General features: G+C 48.9%; 19 protein-coding genes. 2 read left to right on the top strand and 17 right to left on the bottom strand.

Annotated features, from left to right (window positions below):
- Positions 1-53: 53 nt before the first annotated feature.
- A complete protein-coding gene (locus tag I2G42_RS05140; protein ID WP_195530809.1) occupies positions 54-3152 on the bottom strand; it encodes a YhgE/Pip domain-containing protein in 3099 nt (1032 codons plus the stop codon).
- A 351-nt stretch (positions 3153-3503) separates the two neighbouring features.
- Here I2G42_RS05140 and I2G42_RS05135 point away from each other — a divergent pair, with 351 nt between their 5' ends.
- The gene (locus tag I2G42_RS05135; RefSeq protein WP_022463250.1) at positions 3504-4196 is read left to right on the top strand and encodes a TetR/AcrR family transcriptional regulator; all 693 of its coding nucleotides are present in this window, start codon (positions 3504-3506) and stop codon (positions 4194-4196) included.
- Between the two features lie 60 nt (positions 4197-4256).
- On the opposite strand, the gene I2G42_RS05130 is transcribed toward I2G42_RS05135, so the two are convergent.
- A complete protein-coding gene (locus I2G42_RS05130) occupies positions 4257-5033 on the bottom strand; it encodes an SGNH/GDSL hydrolase family protein (RefSeq protein WP_022463249.1) in 777 nt (258 codons plus the stop codon).
- Between the two features lie 284 nt (positions 5034-5317).
- On the opposite strand from I2G42_RS05130, the gene I2G42_RS05125 reads away from it, so the two are divergent.
- The gene (locus tag I2G42_RS05125) at positions 5318-6238 is read left to right on the top strand and encodes an aldo/keto reductase (RefSeq protein WP_055219260.1); all 921 of its coding nucleotides are present in this window, start codon (positions 5318-5320) and stop codon (positions 6236-6238) included.
- Positions 6239-6440: 202 nt separating this feature from the next.
- Here I2G42_RS05125 and I2G42_RS05120 read toward each other — a convergent pair whose 3' ends face one another.
- The 15 genes from I2G42_RS05120 to I2G42_RS05050 all read right to left on the bottom strand — a co-directional run bounded on the left by I2G42_RS05120 (position 6441) and on the right by I2G42_RS05050 (position 21602).
- The gene (locus I2G42_RS05120; RefSeq protein WP_195530808.1) at positions 6441-8441 is read right to left on the bottom strand and encodes a glycoside hydrolase family 31 protein; all 2001 of its coding nucleotides are present in this window, start codon (positions 8439-8441) and stop codon (positions 6441-6443) included.
- Positions 8442-8715: 274 nt separating this feature from the next.
- Entirely contained in the window at positions 8716-9408 is a 693-nt protein-coding gene (gene rplA, locus I2G42_RS05115; RefSeq protein WP_022463246.1) for a 50S ribosomal protein L1, read from the bottom strand.
- A 79-nt stretch (positions 9409-9487) separates the two neighbouring features.
- Entirely contained in the window at positions 9488-9913 is a 426-nt protein-coding gene (rplK, locus tag I2G42_RS05110; RefSeq protein WP_022463245.1) for a 50S ribosomal protein L11, read from the bottom strand.
- Between the two features lie 72 nt (positions 9914-9985).
- Positions 9986-10507 carry a transcription termination/antitermination protein NusG gene (nusG, locus tag I2G42_RS05105; RefSeq protein WP_022463244.1) on the bottom strand — a complete coding sequence of 174 codons (522 nt, stop codon included), beginning with the start codon at positions 10505-10507 and terminating at the stop codon, positions 9986-9988.
- Between the two features lie 16 nt (positions 10508-10523).
- Complete coding sequence (gene secE / locus I2G42_RS05100; RefSeq protein WP_022463243.1) at positions 10524-10724, bottom strand: preprotein translocase subunit SecE; 201 nt, start codon at positions 10722-10724, stop codon at positions 10524-10526.
- 21 nt (positions 10725-10745) lie between these two features.
- Positions 10746-10895, bottom strand: a complete 150-nt coding sequence (rpmG, locus tag I2G42_RS05095) for a 50S ribosomal protein L33 (RefSeq protein ID WP_055219257.1) — start codon at positions 10893-10895, stop codon at positions 10746-10748.
- Positions 10896-11239: 344 nt separating this feature from the next.
- Positions 11240-12724 (bottom strand): C69 family dipeptidase, encoded by a 1485-nt coding sequence (locus I2G42_RS05090; protein ID WP_055226829.1) that lies wholly within the window; start codon positions 12722-12724, stop codon positions 11240-11242.
- A 72-nt stretch (positions 12725-12796) separates the two neighbouring features.
- Positions 12797-14494, bottom strand: a complete 1698-nt coding sequence (locus I2G42_RS05085; protein WP_195530807.1) for a M20/M25/M40 family metallo-hydrolase — start codon at positions 14492-14494, stop codon at positions 12797-12799.
- Complete coding sequence (locus I2G42_RS05080; protein ID WP_167622784.1) at positions 14487-15797, bottom strand: CapA family protein; 1311 nt, start codon at positions 15795-15797, stop codon at positions 14487-14489. The genes I2G42_RS05085 and I2G42_RS05080 overlap by 8 nt, the downstream gene beginning before the upstream one ends.
- Positions 15798-15926: 129 nt before the next feature.
- Positions 15927-16667 carry a gamma-glutamyl-gamma-aminobutyrate hydrolase family protein gene (locus I2G42_RS05075; RefSeq protein ID WP_055226730.1) on the bottom strand — a complete coding sequence of 247 codons (741 nt, stop codon included), beginning with the start codon at positions 16665-16667 and terminating at the stop codon, positions 15927-15929.
- Positions 16668-16762: 95 nt separating this feature from the next.
- On the bottom strand, positions 16763-17854 hold the full coding sequence (locus tag I2G42_RS05070; RefSeq protein WP_055219247.1) for a M42 family metallopeptidase: 1092 nt from the start codon (positions 17852-17854) through the stop codon (positions 16763-16765).
- Between the two features lie 43 nt (positions 17855-17897).
- A complete protein-coding gene (locus I2G42_RS05065; RefSeq protein ID WP_055219245.1) occupies positions 17898-18698 on the bottom strand; it encodes a M55 family metallopeptidase in 801 nt (266 codons plus the stop codon).
- Positions 18695-19687 (bottom strand): ABC transporter ATP-binding protein, encoded by a 993-nt coding sequence (locus tag I2G42_RS05060; protein WP_055226728.1) that lies wholly within the window; start codon positions 19685-19687, stop codon positions 18695-18697. The genes I2G42_RS05065 and I2G42_RS05060 overlap by 4 nt, the downstream gene beginning before the upstream one ends.
- A gap of 1 nt (position 19688) precedes the next feature.
- Positions 19689-20702, bottom strand: a complete 1014-nt coding sequence (locus I2G42_RS05055) for an ABC transporter ATP-binding protein (RefSeq protein ID WP_055219240.1) — start codon at positions 20700-20702, stop codon at positions 19689-19691.
- Between the two features lie 15 nt (positions 20703-20717).
- Positions 20718-21602 carry an ABC transporter permease subunit gene (locus I2G42_RS05050; RefSeq protein WP_195530806.1) on the bottom strand — a complete coding sequence of 295 codons (885 nt, stop codon included), beginning with the start codon at positions 21600-21602 and terminating at the stop codon, positions 20718-20720.
- Positions 21603-21606: the final 4 nt, after the last annotated feature.

Here is a 21606-nt window from a genome sequence, read left to right as displayed (position 1 = left end):
TCGGGGAAAACATCCCGACCGCAGGCGGCCTCACAATCTACCGTGGAATCACATTACTCTTCCGCAGCCTCAATCGCCGCAGTCTCAATAATAAACTTCACGCTTCCATCCATTCCATTTGCCTTACCACTGTAAGAAGTATAAGCGCATTTATCCGAATTCAGCGCCTGAATCCGATCCAGTACATCTCCCAGATCATCCTCAAAGGTACTCTTCAGCTTGCTGGTACCCTCTTCTTCAAACTTCTTCGTACCGTCAGCCAGTTCTTTCGCCCCATCGGACAGCTCGTCAATACCATCAACAACCTTGCTGCTTCCCGATTTCAGATCAGAAGCTCCGCTTGCCAGAGAAGAAGTTCCATTTGCCAGTGTAGAAGCTCCGCTCGCCAGCGTAGATGCTCCGCTTGCCAGCGTAGAAGCTCCGCTGTTCAGTTCAGAAGCTCCGCTTGCCAGGGAAGAAGTTCCGTTTGCCAGTGTGGAGGCTCCGCTTGCCAGCTGGGATGCTCCGCTTGCTACCTGAGAAGCACCGCTTCTTAAGCTTCCGCTGTTTGCAGAAAGTTTTGCAGATCCATCGCTTAACTGGCTTCCCAGCTGTCCAAGACCTGCGGTCAGCTGTGTCGTGCCGCCCTGCAGAGTCGTAACACCCTCAACCAGAGCCGGTGCATTTGCTTTCAGCTGGCTTGCGCCGGAAAGCAGCGTATCATTGTAAGCGCTCAGCTGGGTGAATCCTGCGTTCAGTGCATTGATGCCTGCTGTTGCTTTTGCAAAACTCTCATTTGTGCTGCTGTACAGCTGGCTCACACCTGCGGACAGAGTACCGATGCCCTTGTACAGAGCGCTTCCGCCTGCATCAAGCTGTGCCACACCTGCGGTCAGTTTCTGCATTGCACCAAGATTCTGCTCAACAACTGCTTTATTATCGGTGATGGTCTGCATCTGTTTCTGCATGGTCTCAAGCTGCGGCATCAGAGCTGCAACCGTCTTCTGCAGATCACTGTACTGGCTCTTGATGTCGCTCATCTTCTGCTGCATTGCTGCAAGACCGGAGAGATCCGGGCGCTCGATTTCGAAGTTCAGTTCTGGAAGAGTAATCTGCGGAGCTGTAACCGGAGTAACCGAAACGGTTCCTGCTGAAGCGGAAACGCTGACACTTCCGATCTGATTTCTTGCTTTACTTAAGGAATCGGCAAGCTCTGTATTTCCGGCGCTCTTAGCTGCGGAAATCTGTGCATCCAGTGCAGCCGCTGCTGCGGAGAGCTGATCATTTGCCTGTTTTGCTGCATCGGCGGATGCCTGGCTTGCTGCTGCATCAGCTGCGCTCTGTGCTGCTGCTGTTGCTTCCTGGTTCAGCTGTGCTGCTGCTCCGTCTGCCCATGCCTGAACCTGTGCTGCCATCTGGGTTCCCATCTGCGTTGCCTGATTCGTGATCTGTGCCTCCAGACCGCTTAAGTAGCTCTCAAGTCCTTTGGACAGCGTATCCATCTGGCTCATCAGCTCGTTGCCGTTTGTCATCATGCTGTTGACAGATCCTGCGATTGTGGTGTTCAGAACCTCGGAGAGTGCCTCGGTCTCGGAGATCAGGGTAGAACCGGTGCTGGTCATGCCGTCTACCATCGTCAGAAGGCTCTGTACATCGGTGCTCTGCAGCTGCTCGTTCAAACTGGTCAGTCCTTCGGAGAGCTGTTTTGCTCCTGCTAAAATATCATTCTCATCTTTTCCGTCGAGTGCTGCGTTCAGTGTTGCGATTGCACTGTTTACCTCGGTCAGGCCGTCTGCCAGAGGCTGAAGCTTCTCAGCGCCTGCTGCAAGCTGTTTCTCACCTGCTACATAAGAAGCAACGCCGTCGGACAGCTGTGTTGTTCCGTCGGTGTACTGTTTTACGCCTGCAACGACTTTATTCACACCGTTTACATACTCGGTTACGCTTCCAGTCAGCACACCGTTCTTTCCAAGATACGTCTGGATTGCTTTATTCAGGGTATCAGCGCCCTCGGTATAGGAGTTTACGCCGCTTGCCAGGGAAGAAGCTCCGCTGCTTAAGGTGGATGCTCCGTTGGACAGGGTAGCTGCTCCGCTGTTTAAGGTAGAAGCTCCGCTGTTCAGAGTAGAAGTTCCGTTTGCCAGAGTCGATGCTCCGCTTGCCAGTGTGCCGGCTCCGCCTGCCAGTGTGCCGGCTCCGCTGTTCAGCTCGTCAGCGCCGCCTTTTAACGTTCCAATACCGTCATCCAGCTCTTTGTAGCTGTCTTTTAAAGTATCCACACCATCGGAGAGTGCCTTGGAACCGTCAACCAGTTCCATTGCAGCATCCTCAAGATCACTCAGTGCATCCTTCAGGTCATCGTATCCGGTGATGTTGTCGGTATCGATGGTGTCGAGAACATCGTCAAGTGCAACGGTGAAGGTAGAATCCAGAGAGAAGTTCTCCACATCTGCAGTGATCTCCAGGCTTTCCGGCAGTTCGAAATCGCTGTCACCGGATACCAGATCTTCAAGGGAATCGGAATTTAATCCCAGGCTTTCCTGCAGGCCCGGCATACCAAATCCGATTACGATGTTTCTGCTTCCATCGGAAATGACTTTACCATTGTCGATCTTGACATTGGAGAAAGTATCCTGCGGAAGAATCATTCCGGTCATCAGGACGAATGGGGTGTACATCGTCTCTTTCTTGCCGTTGATGTCAACCGTTGTCTTTGTGTTGTTTGTATAGTCAACTTTGATTTTCAGTTTTCCGCTCTTTCCGGCCAGGTCATCCGGTTTGATTTCCTTGCCGTCCAGATAATAGGTGAACTTCACGGAAACCGGAGGCTCTTTTGTGGTTGTTCCCTGATAATAGATATCCTCGCCGTCTGTCTGCCAGGTCAGCTTGTTTCCGCTCTGGGTGAACTCCTCGTCGCCCTTTACGTTTTTGATGTCCTTCAGTTCACTTTCATCTTGCAGGTTCTTTTCCGTTCCTGCGTTCTTCAGCCAGTTGGATACGGTAATCTGATCTTCCGATCCGTCTGCATTTGCATTTACATATACGGTTTCTTCTTTGGAAACCGCTGCGTCCTCTCCTGTCGCTGCATAAACCGGAGCAGCTCCCATAACAGCAGCCATACCAACAGCAAGACCAGACATCATCTGTTTTCTCAGTTTTCTGTTTCTATTCATTGTGATAAACTTCCTTTCTGTGGTTTTTATAATGGTTTTTTATGATGAAATCCAGGATCATAAGAGAAGTAAAACCCGCTCGGAGTAAGATACTGCGGGATACTGTTTCCCTCAGATCGAGGATGTTTTTCCTATGCCTTTCAATCATCTAATGTTATAACGCAAAAATGACTCTTAGTCAACATTAAATACTGCACAAAATTGACGATCGGTCATTTTTTTCTTCGTGCATAGTCACAAAAATGAGAAAATTAGTCATTTTCCCTTTGACAGTTTCCATGTATGATACCTATAATTATAGGCAGGATAATGACACACGTTTTTGATATCTTTCAGGAAAGGAGACTCTCTGTGGGAAAAATTGATAATAACAAACAAATGAAGCGTGAGTCCCTTCTGGACTCTGCTTTCTCGCTCTTTATCGACAACGGCTTTAATAAAACCTCTATTTCGGACATCGTGAACAACGCCGGCGTTGCAAAGGGCACTTTCTATCTTTATTTCAAAGATAAATACGATATTCGAAATCATCTGATTGCGCACAAGGCAAGCCAGATATTCCAGGCAGCCTATGCGGATCTGCTGCGCCATCCGGACATCCAGGATTTTGAGGAGCAGGTGCTTTTCATCACCGACAATATCCTCGATCAGTTTGCTGCCAACCACAGCCTTGTGACGCTGATCTCCAAGCACTTAAGCTGGGGGTTCTTCAAAAATTCGCTTACATTTTCTCCGTTCAGTGACGCACCTGCTATCTACACAATTTACGAATCGCTGCTCTCTCACGCGGCATATACGTACCGCTCACCGGAGCTGATGTTCTATATGATTCTGGAACTCGTAAGCGGCACAAGCTACAATGCCATCCTGTATCAGCAGCCAATCCCGCTTGAGGACTTAAAGCCGGAGCTCTACGACGCCATCCGCGGCATTTTCAAACAGTTCCGGATCCGTAAAAAACGGAACGTAACAGAAAGTACGGAAAAAACAATTTCGTCAGCACAGCAGCCTGATCATCCGGCTCCATTAAGGGCAGCGCAATAAAAAAATACTTTCGCGGAATCTTCCAACCAAAGAAACCACGAAAGTATTTTTTTGTCTTTTTTATGATACCTGCGTTTCCAGATATTCGGCAATCCGCTGCTCCATCACCGGGACGAGCCACTCAGCGTAGCCGGCCTTCATCGGATGGATCGGATCCTGGAGATACAGTTTCCGTTTTTCCGGCGAAATGCTGTTGATCCGTTCGTCATTCCAGAAATCAATCACGCCGATCTGCCATTTTTCCTGGATTTTCAGAAGTGCTTCCACCATCTTTGCGTACGTATCGGAATCATACTGTGGGTTAGTGTAGAACATGACCCGGCAGTGCCACGTTTCTTTTGCATACGCAATGATGTACTCGATCGCACCGCAGACGGTTTTGACATCGAAGCTGTCCAGATCACGGGATTCCGAAATTTCGCCGAGCGGGCTGTTGCGCGTTGCATCGTTCGTGGAAAGCTGGCAGATAAACAGATCCACCTGACGCTCCGGGTCGAGATTGTCGCGCATGCGCTCGATGTAGGAATCCTCACAGTTATCAATCAGTGTTGTTCCATTGACCGCTTCTTTGATGCAGATACAACTGTCTTTTTTCGCTATGTACTCCGCGAACGCATTGTTGTGGGCCGCAAATCCCTTCGTCACGGAAGATCCCAGGAAGACAACCGTCTTTCCTTTTAACGGACTCGTCTTTTTAAACGGGATCCGGGAAACATCGTACCGGACGGAGTTTCCTTTTTTGAAGTAACCAGTTTTCTTATTCATTCTATATACGCCGCCGGCAGCTAAGGCTGCGCCTCCTGCTGCCAGGATTCCGGCTATGATTTTTGCATCCATGGGTAAACCTCCATTATCTGAGTCAGTACAGATTTACAGATCCTTTCGGATCTTTTTTCGAATACCCCTATCTTACATCATTTTTTCGAAAATGCAAGTAAACTTTGTTGTCGATTTTGTTCCGATTTTGTTAACAAAGTTCGGCTTTTCTGTGTTTTGGTCGAATCCGCAGCGGTTCTGGCGAAAGCTTTCACCGCTTTTTTCCAAAAAAGATTGACTCTCAAGTGTACTTGAGTGGTATAGTGAGAGTAAGATTTTATTTTATCACAAAGGAGAATTCTGTCATGAAAGAAACGGTTTTAGGCAGTCATCTGAGAAAAGTTCCTTCGATTGCAGTCGGATGCATGCGGCTTTCCGAAAAATCGAAAGACGAGATGAATCATTTCATCCATTCCGCGCTGGAACAGGGCGCATATTTCTTTGATCATGCTGATATTTACGGCAGCGGCATGAGTGAAACAGTTTTCGGTGATGCATTTGCCTCCGATCCTTCCCTGCACCGCGAGGATGTTCTGATCCAGTCCAAATGCGGCATCCGCCAGGGCTGCTATGATCTGTCGAAAGAGCACATTCTGGAATCGGTGGACGGTATTTTAAAACGGCTGCAGACCGATTATCTCGATCTTCTGCTGCTCCACCGCCCGGACGCCCTCGTAGAGCCAGAAGAAGTTGCAGCAGCGTTTGATGTTCTGTTTGAGAGCGGAAAGGTCCGCCATTTCGGTGTTTCCAACCACAAGCCGATGCAGATTGCACTTCTGCAGAAATATGTCCGCCAGCCGCTCGTTGCCAATCAGGTACAGTTCAGCATTCCGGTTTCCAATCTTGTCGCCAACGGCATGGAAGTTAATATGGAGACACCGGGCTCGGTTGACCACGACGGAAGTCTGCTCGACTACTGCCGGCTCCATGATATTACGCTTCAGGCGTGGTCGCCATTCCAGATGCCGTCATGGAAGGGATGCTTCCTTGGAAGTGACGAGTATCCGGAGCTGAACCAGAAAATCCGCGTGCTGGCCGAAAAATACGGTGTCAGTGATACCACGATTGCAGCGGCGTGGATTCTGCGCCATCCGGCGAATATGCAGCTCGTCACCGGTACGGCAAGCGAAAAACGCCTGAAAGAGATTATCGCGGCATGCAATATTACGCTGACGCGGGAAGAATGGTATGAGCTGTATCTGGCGGCAGGTCATCCGCTTCCGTAAGTTTTTCTGTCCGCCCGTATGCGAAGCAAGGCTAAAATCCGTTTTTCGGATCCGGGATTGATTTATAACATCGGAAAAGCATTCCTTTAGATCTTGTCGATCTTCCGGAATGCTTTTCCCTTTTTCCTTTTCTTTTTTCATGCAGCTATCTGCAATCCGCATTTGCTGCCTGCCCATAACCAAACAACTGCTCTGTGATTTATCAGATCTCTCCCACCAAATATCCCTGTTTTCCGTTGCGCAGGAAGATCGGCAGTGTTTCGATCGGCGCCTCGATTTCGTAGGCTTTTCCGCCCTCATAAACATCACCGGTATTTGCCAGCGTCCAGGACGCACCGGCCGGCAGATAAACGGTACGGCTCGTTGCTTTTGCCCGGACAATCGGTGCTACAAGGATGTCGGAACCGAACATGTAAGCATCGGAGATGTCCCAGCACGCTGCATCCTCCGGGAACTCATAGAACATCGTTCTCATGACCGGTGTTCCTTTTTCGTGTGCTTCTGCCATCAGGCTTCTCGTGTAATCGCGCATTTTTTCGCGGACACCGATGAATTTTGTCAGGATTTCATAATTTTTCTCTCCGAAGCTCCATACCTCGTTGTCAGCTCCTGTTCCCTCACGCACTTCGCCAGCCTTGTTGATGATCTCTTCTCTCGGTCCCCGGTTTCCGTGAATACGCATAACCGGGCAGAAGGTACCAAACTGGAACCAACGCACAAGCAGCTCCTGGAAGTCCGGATCTTCGGTCACACCGCCGTGGAATCCGCCGATATCGGTTGTCCACCACGGAATACCGCAAAGTCCCATATGAAGGCCTGCGCAGATCTGTTTGCGGAAGTCCTCGTAGGTTGAGAAAATATCGCCGGACCACACAAGCGCACCGTATTTCTGGCTTCCGAGCCATGCACAGCGCACAAGGTTGACAATATCTTCCTGCCCATTCTCTTTTTGTCCTTCGTAGAACATGCGGGAATACTCTCTCGGGTAAATATTTCCGATCTCTTCCACCGGGCCTGCGGCGTAGCGGTAGCACTCATACTCGTACGTCGAAAATTCCGGCTCTGCTTCATCCAGCCAGAACGTACGGATGCCGAGATCTGCATAGTTTTTCTTTACTTTTTCCCAGACGTACTTTCTCGTTCTCGGATTCGTTGCATCCAAAAAGACATTATTTCCATGGAACAGCATCTGAACATCAACACCTGCATTACTCTTCACAAGAAGTCCCTGCTGTTTCATTTCTTCGTAATTTTCACTTCTCCAGTCGATCTGCGGCCAGATGGAAACCATCGTCTCAATGCCCATCTCGTGCAGCTCGTCGATCATTGCCTTCGGATCCGGGAAGTATTCCTCGTCAAAACGGTAATCACCGCATCTTGGCCAGTGATAGTAGTCGATCACAAAAACATCCAGCGGAATGCCGCGTTTTTTGTACTCGCGCGCCACGTTCAGAACCTGCTCCTGGTTGTAGTAGCGCAGCTTGCACTGCCAGAAGCCAAGGCCGTACTCTGGCATCATCGGAACTTTACCAATGGCATCTGCAAAGTGCTCTTCAATTTCTGCCGGGGTATCGCCTGCGGTTACCCAGTAGTCGAGCTGCTTTGTGGTGCGTGCCAGCCATTCCGTTGTGTTCGTTCCGAAATGAACCTCACCGACCGCTGCATTGTGCCACAGGAAGCCGTAGCCAAGGCTCGATACATAAAACGGAATGCTCGCCTGCGAATTACGGTGCGCCAGTTCCAGGTTGCATCCCTTCAGGTTCATTCTCTCCTGCTGATACTGTCCCATACCATAAATCTTCTCATCCGGGTTGGAATCAAAGGATACTTTCAGCTGATAAGCGCCTCCCTTTAATGCACGGTAATCGTGTGCGCGCAGGCAGAGCGCTCCGCCGTTTGCGATCTCGGAGAGCAGCACCTCGCCCTTCTGATTCAAGAACGTAATCCGCAGCTTCTGTCCCCACGGCTGAAGCTCGAGAACCGCCTGGATTTTACCGTTTTTGATCGTCGCTTTCAGCTCGTCCACCAGCTCAATTTCCGCTTCCACCGGTTCCGGATCAAGCAGTGCAATGCTTCCCTCTTCTATCTCCGAAAGAAGCGTACCTCTCACCCGAAGACTGTCCTTCTGCCACGGCTCCACCCGGACCGTCTCCCCATCCTGCCGGAAAATCAGCGCATTTCCCTGTTTCTCAAAATACTGCATAAAACCCTCCCTTTCCAGAGCCCGCCGTTCCAAACGCATGCATGGGCTCTGCTCTTTTCGTTTGCTTTCTACTTAGCATTATACTAACATTTCCGGCAGAATACTTGATCTTAATTTTCATGTTCTAACACTATTTTGATCTTTTTCAATTATTTCCCATTGAAATAAAGCTCTTTCTTAAGGAATCGGAATTCGCCTTTCCCCTGCGTCCGTTTTTCAACACAAAGAACCCCCGGAGCCATTACAGCCCCGGGGGTCCTCATTCTTTCATTTATTATGCAAGCTTCAAAGTATTAACCTTAACTCCAGGTCCCATAGTAGGAGCCAGAGTAACGCTCTTCAGGTACTGTCCCTTCAGAGTAGCCGGTTTTGCTTTGTTGATTGCACCGATCAGCGTCTGGAAGTTGTCGCTTAACTGCTCCTCAGTAAAAGAAGCTTTTCCGATTGGCACGTGGATAATGTTTGTTTTGTCAAGACGATACTCAATCTTACCTGCTTTGATCTCTTTAACGGCTTTGGTAACATCCATAGTTACGGTACCAGCCTTCGGGTTTGGCATTAAACCTTTCGGTCCAAGTACACGGCCCAGACGACCAACAACACCCATCATATCCGGTGTAGCAACAACAACATCGTAATCAAACCAGCCATCGTTCTGGATTCTCGGGATCAGCTCCTCAGCTCCAACGAACTCTGCACCTGCTGCAACAGCCTCATCAGCTTTTGCGCCTTTAGCGAAAACAAGTACACGAACCTGTTTTCCGGTACCGTGCGGCAGAACAACTGCTCCACGGATCTGCTGGTCTGCGTGACGTCCGTCACAACCAGTTTTGATGTGAACTTCGATTGTCTCGTCAAATTTAGCAGTAGCTAATTTCTTAACTGTGGAAATAGCATCTGCCGGATCGTACTGAATGCTACGATCAACTGCTTTTGCAGCCTCTAAATATTTCTTACCATGTTTCATTGTCTAATAACCTCCTGGTGGTAGTTGCGGGAATCTCCCTCCCACGTCAATACGAGAAGATGTAAACTCTTCTTCTAAATTAGTCCTCTACAACGATACCCATACTTCTTGCGGTACCTGCGATCATGCTCATAGCTGCCTCAACAGTTGCTGCATTCAGGTCTGGCATCTTCATCTCTGCGATCTCACGAACTTTGTCCTTAGAGATAGTAGCAACTTTCGTTTTGTTCGGAACGCCGGAACCAGATTTCAGGTTGCAGGCTTTCTTAAGCAGAACTGCTGCCGGAGGAGTTTTGGTTATGAAGCTGAAACTTCTGTCTGCATATACAGTGATAACTACAGGGATGATCAGGTCTCCCTTATCTGCTGTTCTTGCGTTGAACTCTTTGGTAAACTGTACGATGTTTACTCCGTGCTGTCCAAGTGCAGGTCCAACCGGTGGTGCTGGTGTTGCTTTACCAGCAGGAATCTGTAATTTGATATATCCTGTAACTTTCTTTGCCATTTTACGGCACCTCCTAAATAAATGTGGTAATTGCGGGAATTTCCCTCCCACGAAACGCCCCTGGGGCATTTCTTACATCTTCTTGACTTCTGCGAAACTTATTTCTACCGGCGTTTCGCGGCCGAACAGCTCAACATTGATGGTAACCATCTGTTTTGTATCGTTGATACTCTGAATCAGTCCGGTTGTATCCTTCCATGCGCCGCCTGTTACAACGACTGCATCGCCGACTTCAAGGTCAAGCTCAACCTTTTCCTCACCACCGGTGATTCCAAGGTTCACCATTTCCTCATCCGTAAGCGGTACCGGCTTGGATCCCGGTCCTACGAAGCCCGTAACACCTCTGGTATTGCGGACAACATACCAGGTATCGTCGTTCATGATCATGTTGATCAGAACGTAGCCCGGAAACAATTTCCGGAGTACCTGTTTCTTGGTTCCGTTCTTGACTTCAACAACTTCTTCCATAGGAACACGTACTTCCAAAATCTGATCCTCAAGATGACGGTTCTCAATTGTTTTCTCAATATTGGCTTTTACTTTGTTTTCATAGCCCGAATAGGTGTGGACTACATACCAGTTTACTTCTGACATTCTGACACCTTTATCCTTATTTGATCAATAAATTGACGAACTCGATTACAGCGCTGTCAACCAGGGTGATTAACCCGCAGGTTACTGCAGAGATCGCTACGACTGCAACGGTCTGCTTGCCCAGCGTTTTGTTGTCAACCCAGATGATTTTTCTGAACTCTGCTTTCAAGCCCTTGAACCAGCTCTTTTTGGATGCTTTTTTTTCAGTTTCTGCCATTGGATCACCTCTTACCAAAGATTATTTGGTTTCTTTGTGCATTGTGTGCTTTTTGCAGAATCTGCAGTACTTCTTTGTCTCCATTCTCTCAGGATGGTTCTTTTTCTCTTTTGTCATGTTGTAATTACGCTGTTTGCATTCAGTACATGCCAATGTGATTTTTACGCGCACGACTTCCACCTCCACTGTGTATTTGCGTTATCGCTTGTGATCCTTGCGGATCAGCGGCGGTCTCTTCATTTCTGCCCTGTTTTTGCTGCTCGTACTTCAGCAATTTCAGGCATAAAAAAAAGACCTTCTTCCATGTCGCTGGTTTATTGTAGCACAGGAACTGCCTGTTGTCAACAAAATTCACCAAAGTACGCTGAGATTTTTTATCAGGATCGTATCGTTCACTGGTTTCCGACGAACTGTAACACCCTGTTTGTTCGAGGCGGTTCCGGACAGGAAATGATTCTGCGCGCAATTTTTCCTGCGCGCAGAACCATTCTCTTATTCTTTCCCCCCAAAAAGCCTTACGCATCCGATCTGGAATACGCGTTTTTCATCTGGTTGCTGAGTTCAAAGAGTACCTTGTGCAGTGTTGCACCCGTCTCCTTTTTCAGCATTTCAGCGATTTTGTTGTTTGCTTCTTCTCTCAATTGTGTCTGTTTTGTTTCGTCTGTCTCCCCTGCAAGCAGCGCATCGTACTGATGGATCAGTGCATGGCCTTTTGCCATCACCTTTTCCTGATACCGCTCAATGTGGAAGATAGAAGACTTATAGGATGCATCTGCCATTGCTGCCACCATGCGGCTTGCCCAGTAGAAGTTATCTGTGGAAACCTCTCCCGTTGTGTTGGAAAGATACTCCGGTGTTGTCGTCACATCGGTGTAGAACGGAACCAGCACATTGAATGCATTTGACGCAAATGCAATCCACTGCAGAATGCCGTTGTCTCCTTTGTGATCCGGGCGCATCTGGATGACAGAAAGGAAATCGGTCCGATTGACACCGATGGAGCGGTATGCCCCTTTCCACGATTTCTCGCCGTATGCGGCATACGGGTCGTACGGTGTTCCCTGATAGTGAGAGGACAGTACGTATTTCACATCCTCTACGGTGATCTTCTTCTCCGGAACCATCATCCACGGAATATCGTCAGATACTGGTGTGTAATCGGCATCCGGTCCGTCCCATTTTTTCGTGTGCGGGTTCAGATAGCGCTCCATGAACCAGGCACGCGGTGTATTGTAAACGTGATCGGAATCATCGTGGCTTCCGAAGGCATCGCGCGGATTAAAATTTCCATCCATAGAAAGATCCAGATGATATGTTTCAATAAATTCTTTCAAGTCTGCTGAGCACATATATTCCTTCTGTTCGCCGAGTGCATCCTCCAGATCAAAATGGTCGATGCCAAGCTGGTTCGGCATGGCCACATAATGGTCATCCGGCACTTTCACTGCCATCCAGTGATGGCCGCCGATCGTCTCCAGCCACCAGATCTCATCGTGGTCCTGAAATGCAATGCCGTTCATCTCGTATGTACCGTACTGCTCCAGCAGGCTGCCCAGTCTTTTGACACCCTCTCTGGCGCTTTTAATATAAGGAAGAACAATATAAACAAGGTCCTCCTCGCCGATTCCGCCCGGAACCTCTTCTTTTCCGTCTTCCGCCGGCTGATAAACAACAAGCGGATCCGCACCCAGCACACGCGGATTCGATGTGATTGTCTCGGTCGCAGTCATACCGACCTGCGCTGCATTCACGCCGCTTGCCGCCCAGACACCCTCGCCTTTTTCTGCGTTTGGCACTGCAGTGTACCGCATCGGATTGTCCGGAAGCTCAATGGTCAGATGAGAAATCTCGGTTTTATAGGTTCTCGGCTGCTCCTCCGGGTGAATCACTACAAATTTTTTCGATGTATAATGGCCTGCACCGGAATCGTCGTTTCGCGCGATCATGGTGGAACCGTCATACGATGCTTTCTTTCCAACTAAAATGGTTGTACAAGGCATAGCTATAGCCCTCCTTTTGCTGTCTTATGCTTCCGATTATGACACCTTCAGCTACGATTTGCAAGCACCATGTTATCTGTCGTTTTCTTCCTTTTTTACAAAATAAACCGTATCAATTCCTTCTCCACGGTCATCTTTCAGCCGCCGGACAAGACTATATCCCAGCTTGTCCAGGATATGCTCCTGGGCCCCGTTCGTGGACCAGGTACGGAGAGTAATCCGGCTTCCCGGAAATTTTGCCGCGATGTCCTTTTCTGCTTCTGCATACATTACCTCCGAAATTCCCTGTCCGCGGTAATCCGGCCAGACGCAGAGGGTGGTCAGATAGCAGGAATCCGGATATGCTTCCAGATTTTCACAGTTAAAATGATCCTTCCAGGTCATAAAGGCCCGCACGACTCCCTCTTCCTTCCACAGCACCACATGCTGACTGCAGATATTTTCCAGATATTCTGCAATTCCATCCGTCTTTTCTTCTGTCTCGGCCCAGTTCGTCTGGGATGTACTGTTGCGGTGGGAAAGCGGCGGAACGAAATCCTGATCGCACCGCTCCAGCAGCTGCCGGATTTCTTCTTTCTCTTTTCGATCCTCTATCCCGTCCCTTACAACGACTCTGCTCTCGCAGCACATCCACGGAAGCCGGCATACGAGTGCTACGGCTGCACACATGCCATCTTCTACGCTGGCGGCATCGAGCCATTCTTCTCTGGTATGCGCTCCTCCGCCCCGGCAGAAACCGACACAGATGGCAGGAATATGCCGTGACAATGGGATATTACAGTCTGTGGATGCTTCAGAGCATACCGGTTCTTCCCCGTCGGCTGCCTTCAGCGTTTTCTGTGCGCACCGCGTCATACGTGCCATCTGGACAGGATCGGTTTCTCTTGCGCACGGCCGCTTTCCGACGAGCTCACAGGAATACTGTACCTCCTCACTCTGGCGTGCTGCTATGGTCTGCTCCAGATATGTTTCGCAGGCTTCCAGACTCCGGTAATCCTCCGAACGGAATTCAAACAGCATGGAGGCATCCTGCGCAATCGTATTGACGGAGGTTCCTCCCTCTATCTTTCCTACATTGTATGTTGTATGAGATGCTGCATCTGTCTGAAAACGGTAAAGCTCTCCGATCAGACCCGCAAGCTCTGCAATGGCATTTTTTCTTCCGAAATTCAGGAAAGAATGACCGCCCTTTGTTTTTGCCGAAATCCGATACCGGACAGACCCGATGCAGATGGGATACATTTTATCCCGATACAGATCAAAGGCTGCCATTCCGCACAGATTTTTTTCATAATGGTCGACAAGCGCGCGAACTCCGCACAGATTGCCAAGCCCTTCTTCTCCCAGATCCGCTGCAAAAATCAGACCGCATGGAAGCTCCGGCTCTGTCTCATGAACGTATTTTGCCGCCATCAGAAGCATCACGACATTCACGGTATCGTCTGTGATGCCGGGACAACGCCAGATCATTCCGTCTTCCTTAATCTCCAGCGGTTCCTCCAGCGAAAACACAGTGTCCAGATGCGCCGTATACAGAACCTTCTTTTCCTGTTCCGGCCGATACTCCCAGATTACATTTCCAAGCTCATCCGTATGAACCGACTCCATGCCCTGCTGTTTCATCCATTCCATGCAATATGCGATTCTCTGATCCTCTTTTCCCGTTTCCGTCGGGGTCAGTGTCAGCTCCCGCAGCGTCTGCAGCGCAAGTTCTTTGTTGTTCCGGCAAAAGTTTCGGTATTCCTCTTCTATTTCCCATTTTTTACGCATGAAGCACAATCCTTCCTTCTTTGTATTCCCATTCTGTTCCATATCTCTTGCTCACGCGGGTGAGATATTCTGCAATTTTTTCTGCTGTTTTTTCGTCTGCCACGTACGGAATATTTTTTTCTGAGTTTTCCCTGTCCATACCAAGCTCGACCGGCAGAAGCTCCAGATGTGTGCATTTCCCCTGACAGATCTCGAAATACGGCAGCACACTCCGATAGACCTCCGGAATTTCGTAGAGGGAATGTGAGGACTGCTCCTGCCGCCTGGCGATTCCGATGGATGCTGCCGTGTGAATATTCAGACCATATTTTTCCATGTAGTCCGCTGGCAGAAGGCGTACATACTGATTTTCAAAAATAAAATTTCCGAGGCAATAGAAAATCGGACAGTCATGATACAGTTCGATTCCCTTCAGCTGATGCGTTCCGCCCCCGATCACCGCGCTGGCGCCCGCATCGATACAGGCGTGTGCAAATTTCTCCAGAAAATAATCCGCTTCCTCGTCATTGTCCTTACGAATTTCATGTGAATGTACCATAACCAGGACTGCCTCACATGTCATCTTCGCTTCCCGGATTGCATCGACGGTGCGTTTCACATCGATCGGATTCGGGCTGGAGCTTCTTCCCTCTGTTCCGTCCTTGCTGATTTCAAACATTTTCCCGCCAAATTCCATGACACCCTCGGGAAGCGGAGCTATAAATCCCTCCTGCCGGTGCAGATCCCGCAGTCCGTTGATTCCGGTCACCTCTGCAATCTTTGCAAGATCCTGCGCATGTTTTTCCGTAATGGTATATTTTTCCGAAAAACGCAGCGGATTTAAGCCCGGCCGGCCCGGCTGCCGTTCCGTCTGGCTTCCCGCCCTGGCTGCATTTTCAAAGGTAGAACAGATATCAATCACCGCAATCTGTCCCGCTGTTGTGTCCAGAATGGCAGGACGCGATGCTTCGTAAAGATTTTTGCCTGCTCCGGCATATGCCACATCCTTTTTTTTCAGTTCGCTGATCGTAGATGCAAGTCCTTCGTAGGAATAATCCATCGTATGATTATTCGAAATCCCAAGAAAATTAAAACCGTAACGCAGGGTATCTTCCAGACACCTCGCATCTGCCGTCAGCCATGTTCCGCCGGAATACGCCGATGCGTAACAGCTGCCGTCCGATATCGTCGTTTCCAGATTCGCCATCCGAACCTCTCCCTGCATCAGAAATTCGCGAATCGGCAAAACATCCTGATATCCCGGCAGAAGCCGTTTCATAATCAGAATATCACCTGCCGCCGATACTCTTATTGTTCTGTTCATTCTTTTTTTGCCTCCCGAACGATTCCTGCTCTCTGCTTTTGGAATCGCATCTTTATCCATTCTTATTTTTTCGTAACGGTTCAAAAGTCCCATCCCGGTTTTTCTTTCCTTTTACATAGCTCCAAATCGTTACCTTTTCTCTCTGTATCTGCTGCTTCTTTCTACCAGATCCGCAAAAAGACGGTTCATCTCCGGCGCTGAGTGGATCAGCCCTTCCGGATGCCACTGTACGGCCACAATCTGTCCGTTGCGGCTTTCTATCGCCTCGATGGTTCCATCCGGCGCCGTTGCTGAAACCACGATGTCCTCTCCCGGCGTACGCACTGCCTGATGATGCATGGAGTTTACCGCATGGGTTCCCGCCCCGAGAATTTCTGCCAGATGGGTTCCCTCTTTAATTTCCACATGGTGATGCAGATACGACCGCTCCAGGGACTGCAGATGCAGAATTGTAGTTTCCTTCTGTGTATAGATATCCTGGTACAGATCACCGCCGCACAGGACATTTAAAAACTGAATTCCTTTGCAGATGCCAAGCATAGGCATTCCCATCTCTTTTGCTGCCCGTCCAAGTGCAAACCATGCCTCGTCGATCTCCGGGCGGATGGTCTGGATCTGCGGTTTTGGCTCTTCTCCATAATACCACGGATTTAAGTCCTCTCCGCCGGGAACCAGAATTCCGTCGCACACAGCAAGTATGCCTTCCGGATCCGCTTTCATGGCAACTGCCGGAATTGCCATAGGAATTCCGCCGTTGTTCAGAACTGATTCGATATAATCGCTGTTGACATACATTCTCTCCGCGCTTGAAAAAAGTCCCGGCTGTGTTTTATACGTATTTCCCAAGATTCCAATGATCGGTTTTCTCACTTGTAAACTCTCCTTTTTACCAGATATGCCGAAAACGGCTTCACCTTTCCTGTGAACCCGCTTCCGGCATGCTTTTTCTTTCGTTATCGAATATTTTACAGTACATCCTGATGGCAGATATGACGGATCTTTTCCTCATCTAAAGCACGAATGACATTGGCTGCCATTGCGCTTGCTGCCTCCAGGTCTTCTTTTGCGCAGAAATTGTAATGGCTGTGCGCATAGCGGGATGGAACACCAAGCACCAGACACGGAACTGCTTTTCCTGTCACGCTGATTTTTGCTGCGTTTGTGCTTCCGCCTCTTCTTACGCTCTCCTGGTATTTAATTCCGCATTTTTCTGCTACTTCCTCGGCCAGTGAAATAAACTGCGTATTGGAAATATAGCTGTTGTCCAGGATACGAATCTGAACACCCTTCTTCATGCAGCCCTGTGCCTGTCCTGCGCTGATGAAAAAGTCATCGGAAGGAGATCCCTCAAATACAATGGCAAGGTCCGGTTTTACAATCTGGCTCGTCACCACAGCACCGCGGGTTCCGACCTCCTCCTGCGCTGCAAAGGCGCCGACAACATTAACCGCAAGAGAAGCCTGCTCCTTTTCCAGCTGTTTCATCGTATCTACGATGCATGCGCAGCCGGCCCGGTTGTCAAATGCTTTTCCGAAGCAGATCTCATGCTCTGCATCGTATTCAAAGGTTACATCCGGCATCATCGGATCACCGATATGGATTCCGAAAACATTTTCAACCTCCTCGCGGCTGGTTGCTCCGACATCCACATACATTTTTTCAATTTCCAGAGTCTGACTGCTGCGTTCCGCTGTTGTCATGAAATGAACCGGTTTTGCGCAGATAATACCATGTACCATCTTTCCGGATCTGGTGCGGATCCATACCGCATGTGCCGGAAGGCTGGTCAGATGAAAGCCGCCAAGCATGATAATGCCAAGGCATCCGTTGTCCTGGATATTCTGTACCATGAAACCGCATGCGTCCAGATGGGCATCCAGCTGGATGACCGGACGGGAATCCTTCTCTGTTCCCGGCATCCGCACATACAGGTTATTCATTGCGTCATTTTCTACATCAAATTCTTTGCAGTAATCTGCTATGGTACGGATGACATCCTCCTCAAATCCACTTGGTCCAAATGCATCGGAAAGCTTACCAAACATTTCTATATCCATTGTTTTATCCTCTTTTCTTTGGTTTTCTATCAGATTTATATTCTTAATATACAACAAAGCAGTGTGCTGTGACAATATCCATCCAGCGATCTGTCTCCAGCTTATTTGTGAAGGTATCTACCTTCTGCATTCCCGGATAAAACGACATCGTGTACGCTTTTTTCCAGTCTTTATATGTTACCTCATATGTAAAGTGCTCCGGAAGAGCCACCTGGCACTCTTTTTTCTGTCCGGCAACTGCCTTTTTTACCCCTTCCCGGATTTCGGATATCACTTTTCCTTTCGCCTTGCACCACGTTGCCGCACCGACACCATGCTTCGTTTCCACTGTCGTAATGCCCGGAATCAGTTCTTTGGCCTGACGGCAGATCTCTTCATCTCCGGAAAGAAACAGCACCGGTACGTGATGTGATGCTGCTGTATAGCTGTTCAGCATGCACTCACTCATCACTTTTCCATTCAGATGAATATACAGGCTGTTTCCTGTCGATGTGTGGCTGATCGAAAAATTCGGATCTCCTGCCGGTGCATGGTATCCAAGATACAGTACACCGTCATAGCTGTCGTCGATACCATACATCATATTATACGGATGACCACTCTTTCCCCGGATCAGGGTGACATACTCCGGCATTTTCAGCGGGTCAATGTTGGATGCATCTCCGTGACCGTCCTTTACGACAATCTCATCCGCACCCGCTTCATGTGCTGCTTCGCATGCCGCAACGACCTCTTCGGTCATCTCCTCTGCAAATCTCTGGTATACGCTTTCCTTCTTATGTGTTTCATCGGTCAGTGCCACTCCGGCACAGCCCTCGATATCTGCACTGATAAAAAGCTTCATTTCTGCTGTTTCCTTCTTTCTTTATCATAAAGATGACAATATACGTAATGTCCGTCATCCACTTCATACCGCTCCGGCGCCTGTGTTTTGCAGCATTCCATGCATTTTGGACATCTGGTATGGAATTTGCAGCCTGTCGGCGGCTTGTGGGCGGATGGGATACTTCCCTCAAGCAGAATTCTTTCTCTTTTTGCCGTCGGATCCGGAACCGGAACTGCGGAAAGCAGTGCCTGCGTATACGGATGCATCGGATTGCTGTAAATTTTCTCTTTTTCTCCGACCTCCACGAAATTGCCGAGATACATAACGCCGACACGGTCACTGATGTATTCCACAACGCTCAGGTCATGTGCAACAAAAATATAGGTCAGATCCAGATCATGCTTCAGTTCATTTAAAAGATTCAGAACCTGCGCCTGAATAGACACATCCAGTGCCGAAACCGGTTCGTCTGCGATGATCAGAGACGGTTCTACCGCAAGCGCACGGGCAATTCCGATTCTCTGACGCTGACCGCCGGAAAATTCATGTGGATAACGGTTTGCATGGTAGTCATCCAGTCCTACCCGGTGCAAAAGATCCAGCACTTTCTTTTCCAGATCCGCTTTATCCTGATACAGATGATGCACCAGCAGCGGCTCTGCAATGATGTCAAAAACGGACATCCGTGGATTCAGGGACGCATACGGATCCTGAAAAACCATCTGTACCTTTTTCCGGATGGAACGCATTCTCCGGTCATTGTACTCTGTAATATCTTCTCCATCCAGATACACATGGCCCGATGTCAGATTTTCCAGTTTGCAGACCCCTCTTCCCAGCGTGGATTTTCCGCAGCCGGACTCGCCTACAATTCCGAATACCTCGCCTTTTTTCACCTCAAAGGTAACTCCGTCTACCGCTTTGACGAATTCCTTTTTCCCAAATCCGCTTCCGGCAACCGGATAATAAATTTTCAAATCCTCTACTCTAAGTAATGTATCCGACATCCTAGTCACCTGCCTTCTCTACGTGATCTGTTTTGAGCTGTCCGCTTTCGCAGAGCCAGCATCTGCTGATATGGCCTTCCTCGATCTGGAAAAATCCCGGTTCTTCCTCGCGGCATTTTTCCGAAGCGTATGGACATCGCGGCTCAAATTTGCAGCCTTTCGGCATATATTTCGGGTTTGGAACGTTACCCGGAATCGACTTCAGTTCTTTTCCGGCGTCTCCCAGTCTCGGAATCGATCCCAGCAGTCCCTTCGTATACGGGTGGGACGGATTGGCGAAAATTGTTTTTACATCTCCGCGCTCTACCACGCGGCCGCAGTACATAACGGCAACATCATCGCAGACCTCTGCGACAACACCAAGATCATGTGTAATAAACAGGATCGATGTACCTGTCTCTTTTTTCAGCTGATTCATCAAATCCAGTATCTGTGCCTGAATCGTTACATCCAGTGCGGTCGTCGGCTCATCCGCAATCAGGATTTCCGGCTTGCATACAAGCGCCATGGCAATCATGACCCTCTGTCTCTGGCCGCCGGAAAGCTGGAACGGATACTCCTTCATCATATGTTCCACACGCGGAACACCCGTTTTCCGGAGCATATCTTCCGCCTTTTTCAGTGCCTCTTTTTTTGATATTTTTTCGTGCTGCAGAACACATTCTGCCACCTGGTCTCCAATCTTCATGACCGGATTCAGACTGGTCATCGGTTCCTGGAAAATCATGGAAATTTTGCTTCCGCGCAGCTTTCTCTGCTGTTCCTTCGTCAGCTTTACAATGTCATCGCCATCCAGCAGGATTTCGCCATCAGCAATTTTTCCTTTCGTTCCGGTCAGTAATCCCATCACAGAGAGGGATGTCACGCTCTTTCCACTTCCCGACTCACCTACGATGCCAAGCGTTGCGCCGCGTCGAAGCTCCACATCGACACCGTCTACTGCTTTGATCACGCCGCCATCGGTATAGAAATACGTATGTAAATTTTTTATCTCAAGTACGTTATCAGTAGCCACTTCTGCTCCTCCTTATCAATCGGAAAGTTTCGGATCGAGTGCATCGCGAAGTCCGTCGCCTAACAGGTTAAAGCTCAGTACGGTAAGGAAAATCGCAAGACCCGGGAAAATCGTCACATACATTGCACTTGCCATATAGTTTCTTCCGTTGGAAAGAAGCAGTCCCCATTCCGGTGTCGGCGGCTGTGCGCCCATTCCCAGGAAGGAAAGGCTCGATGCTGTCAGAATGGAAGATCCAAATGACATGGAATACTGTACAATGATGTCCGGAATGGCTCCCGGCAGAATATGGTGAAACAGAATTCTTGCATCGGAAACACCGATGTTCCGTGCCGCCAGGACAAAGACGGAATTTTTCAGGGTCAGCGTTTTGCTTCGGACAAGTCGTGCGAAGGTCGGTGTAGAAAAGACAGCGACCGCAATCACAACGTTTGTCATGCCGCTTCCGAGGATTGCCACGATGGCGATTGCAAGAATCAGTCCCGGAAAAGCGAACAGGACATCGCAGATTCTCATAATAATAGAATCCATCCATCCGCCGTAATATCCGGCCAGAAGTCCGAGAATGGTACCACAGACTGCACCGACCGTAACAGCGCCGAATCCGACTGCAAGTGAAATCCGGGTTCCACAGACGATACGGGAAAACAGATCCCGTCCAAACTCATCCGTTCCAAACAGGTGCTTCATACTTGGTCCCTGCAGAATCGCATTGTAATCATACTCATTGATTCCGTACGGCACAATTTTGCTTCCGAAAAACGCAAGGAAAATGAGAAAAATGATAAAACAAAGCGCAACTACTGCATTTTTCTGTTTTTTAAATTTTCGAACCATCTCAGAAAACGGAGTTTTAATTCTCTCCTGGTTCTCGGTCTGTACTTTTTTCTTTTCTTTCATTCCA

It is taken from the genome of Fusicatenibacter saccharivorans (assembly GCF_015557635.1).
GTDB classification, from domain to species: Bacteria; Bacillota; Clostridia; order Lachnospirales; family Lachnospiraceae; genus Fusicatenibacter; species Fusicatenibacter saccharivorans.
The sequence above is the reverse complement of the archived record's forward strand: the minus strand, read 5'-3'. Positions and strand labels throughout refer to the sequence as shown.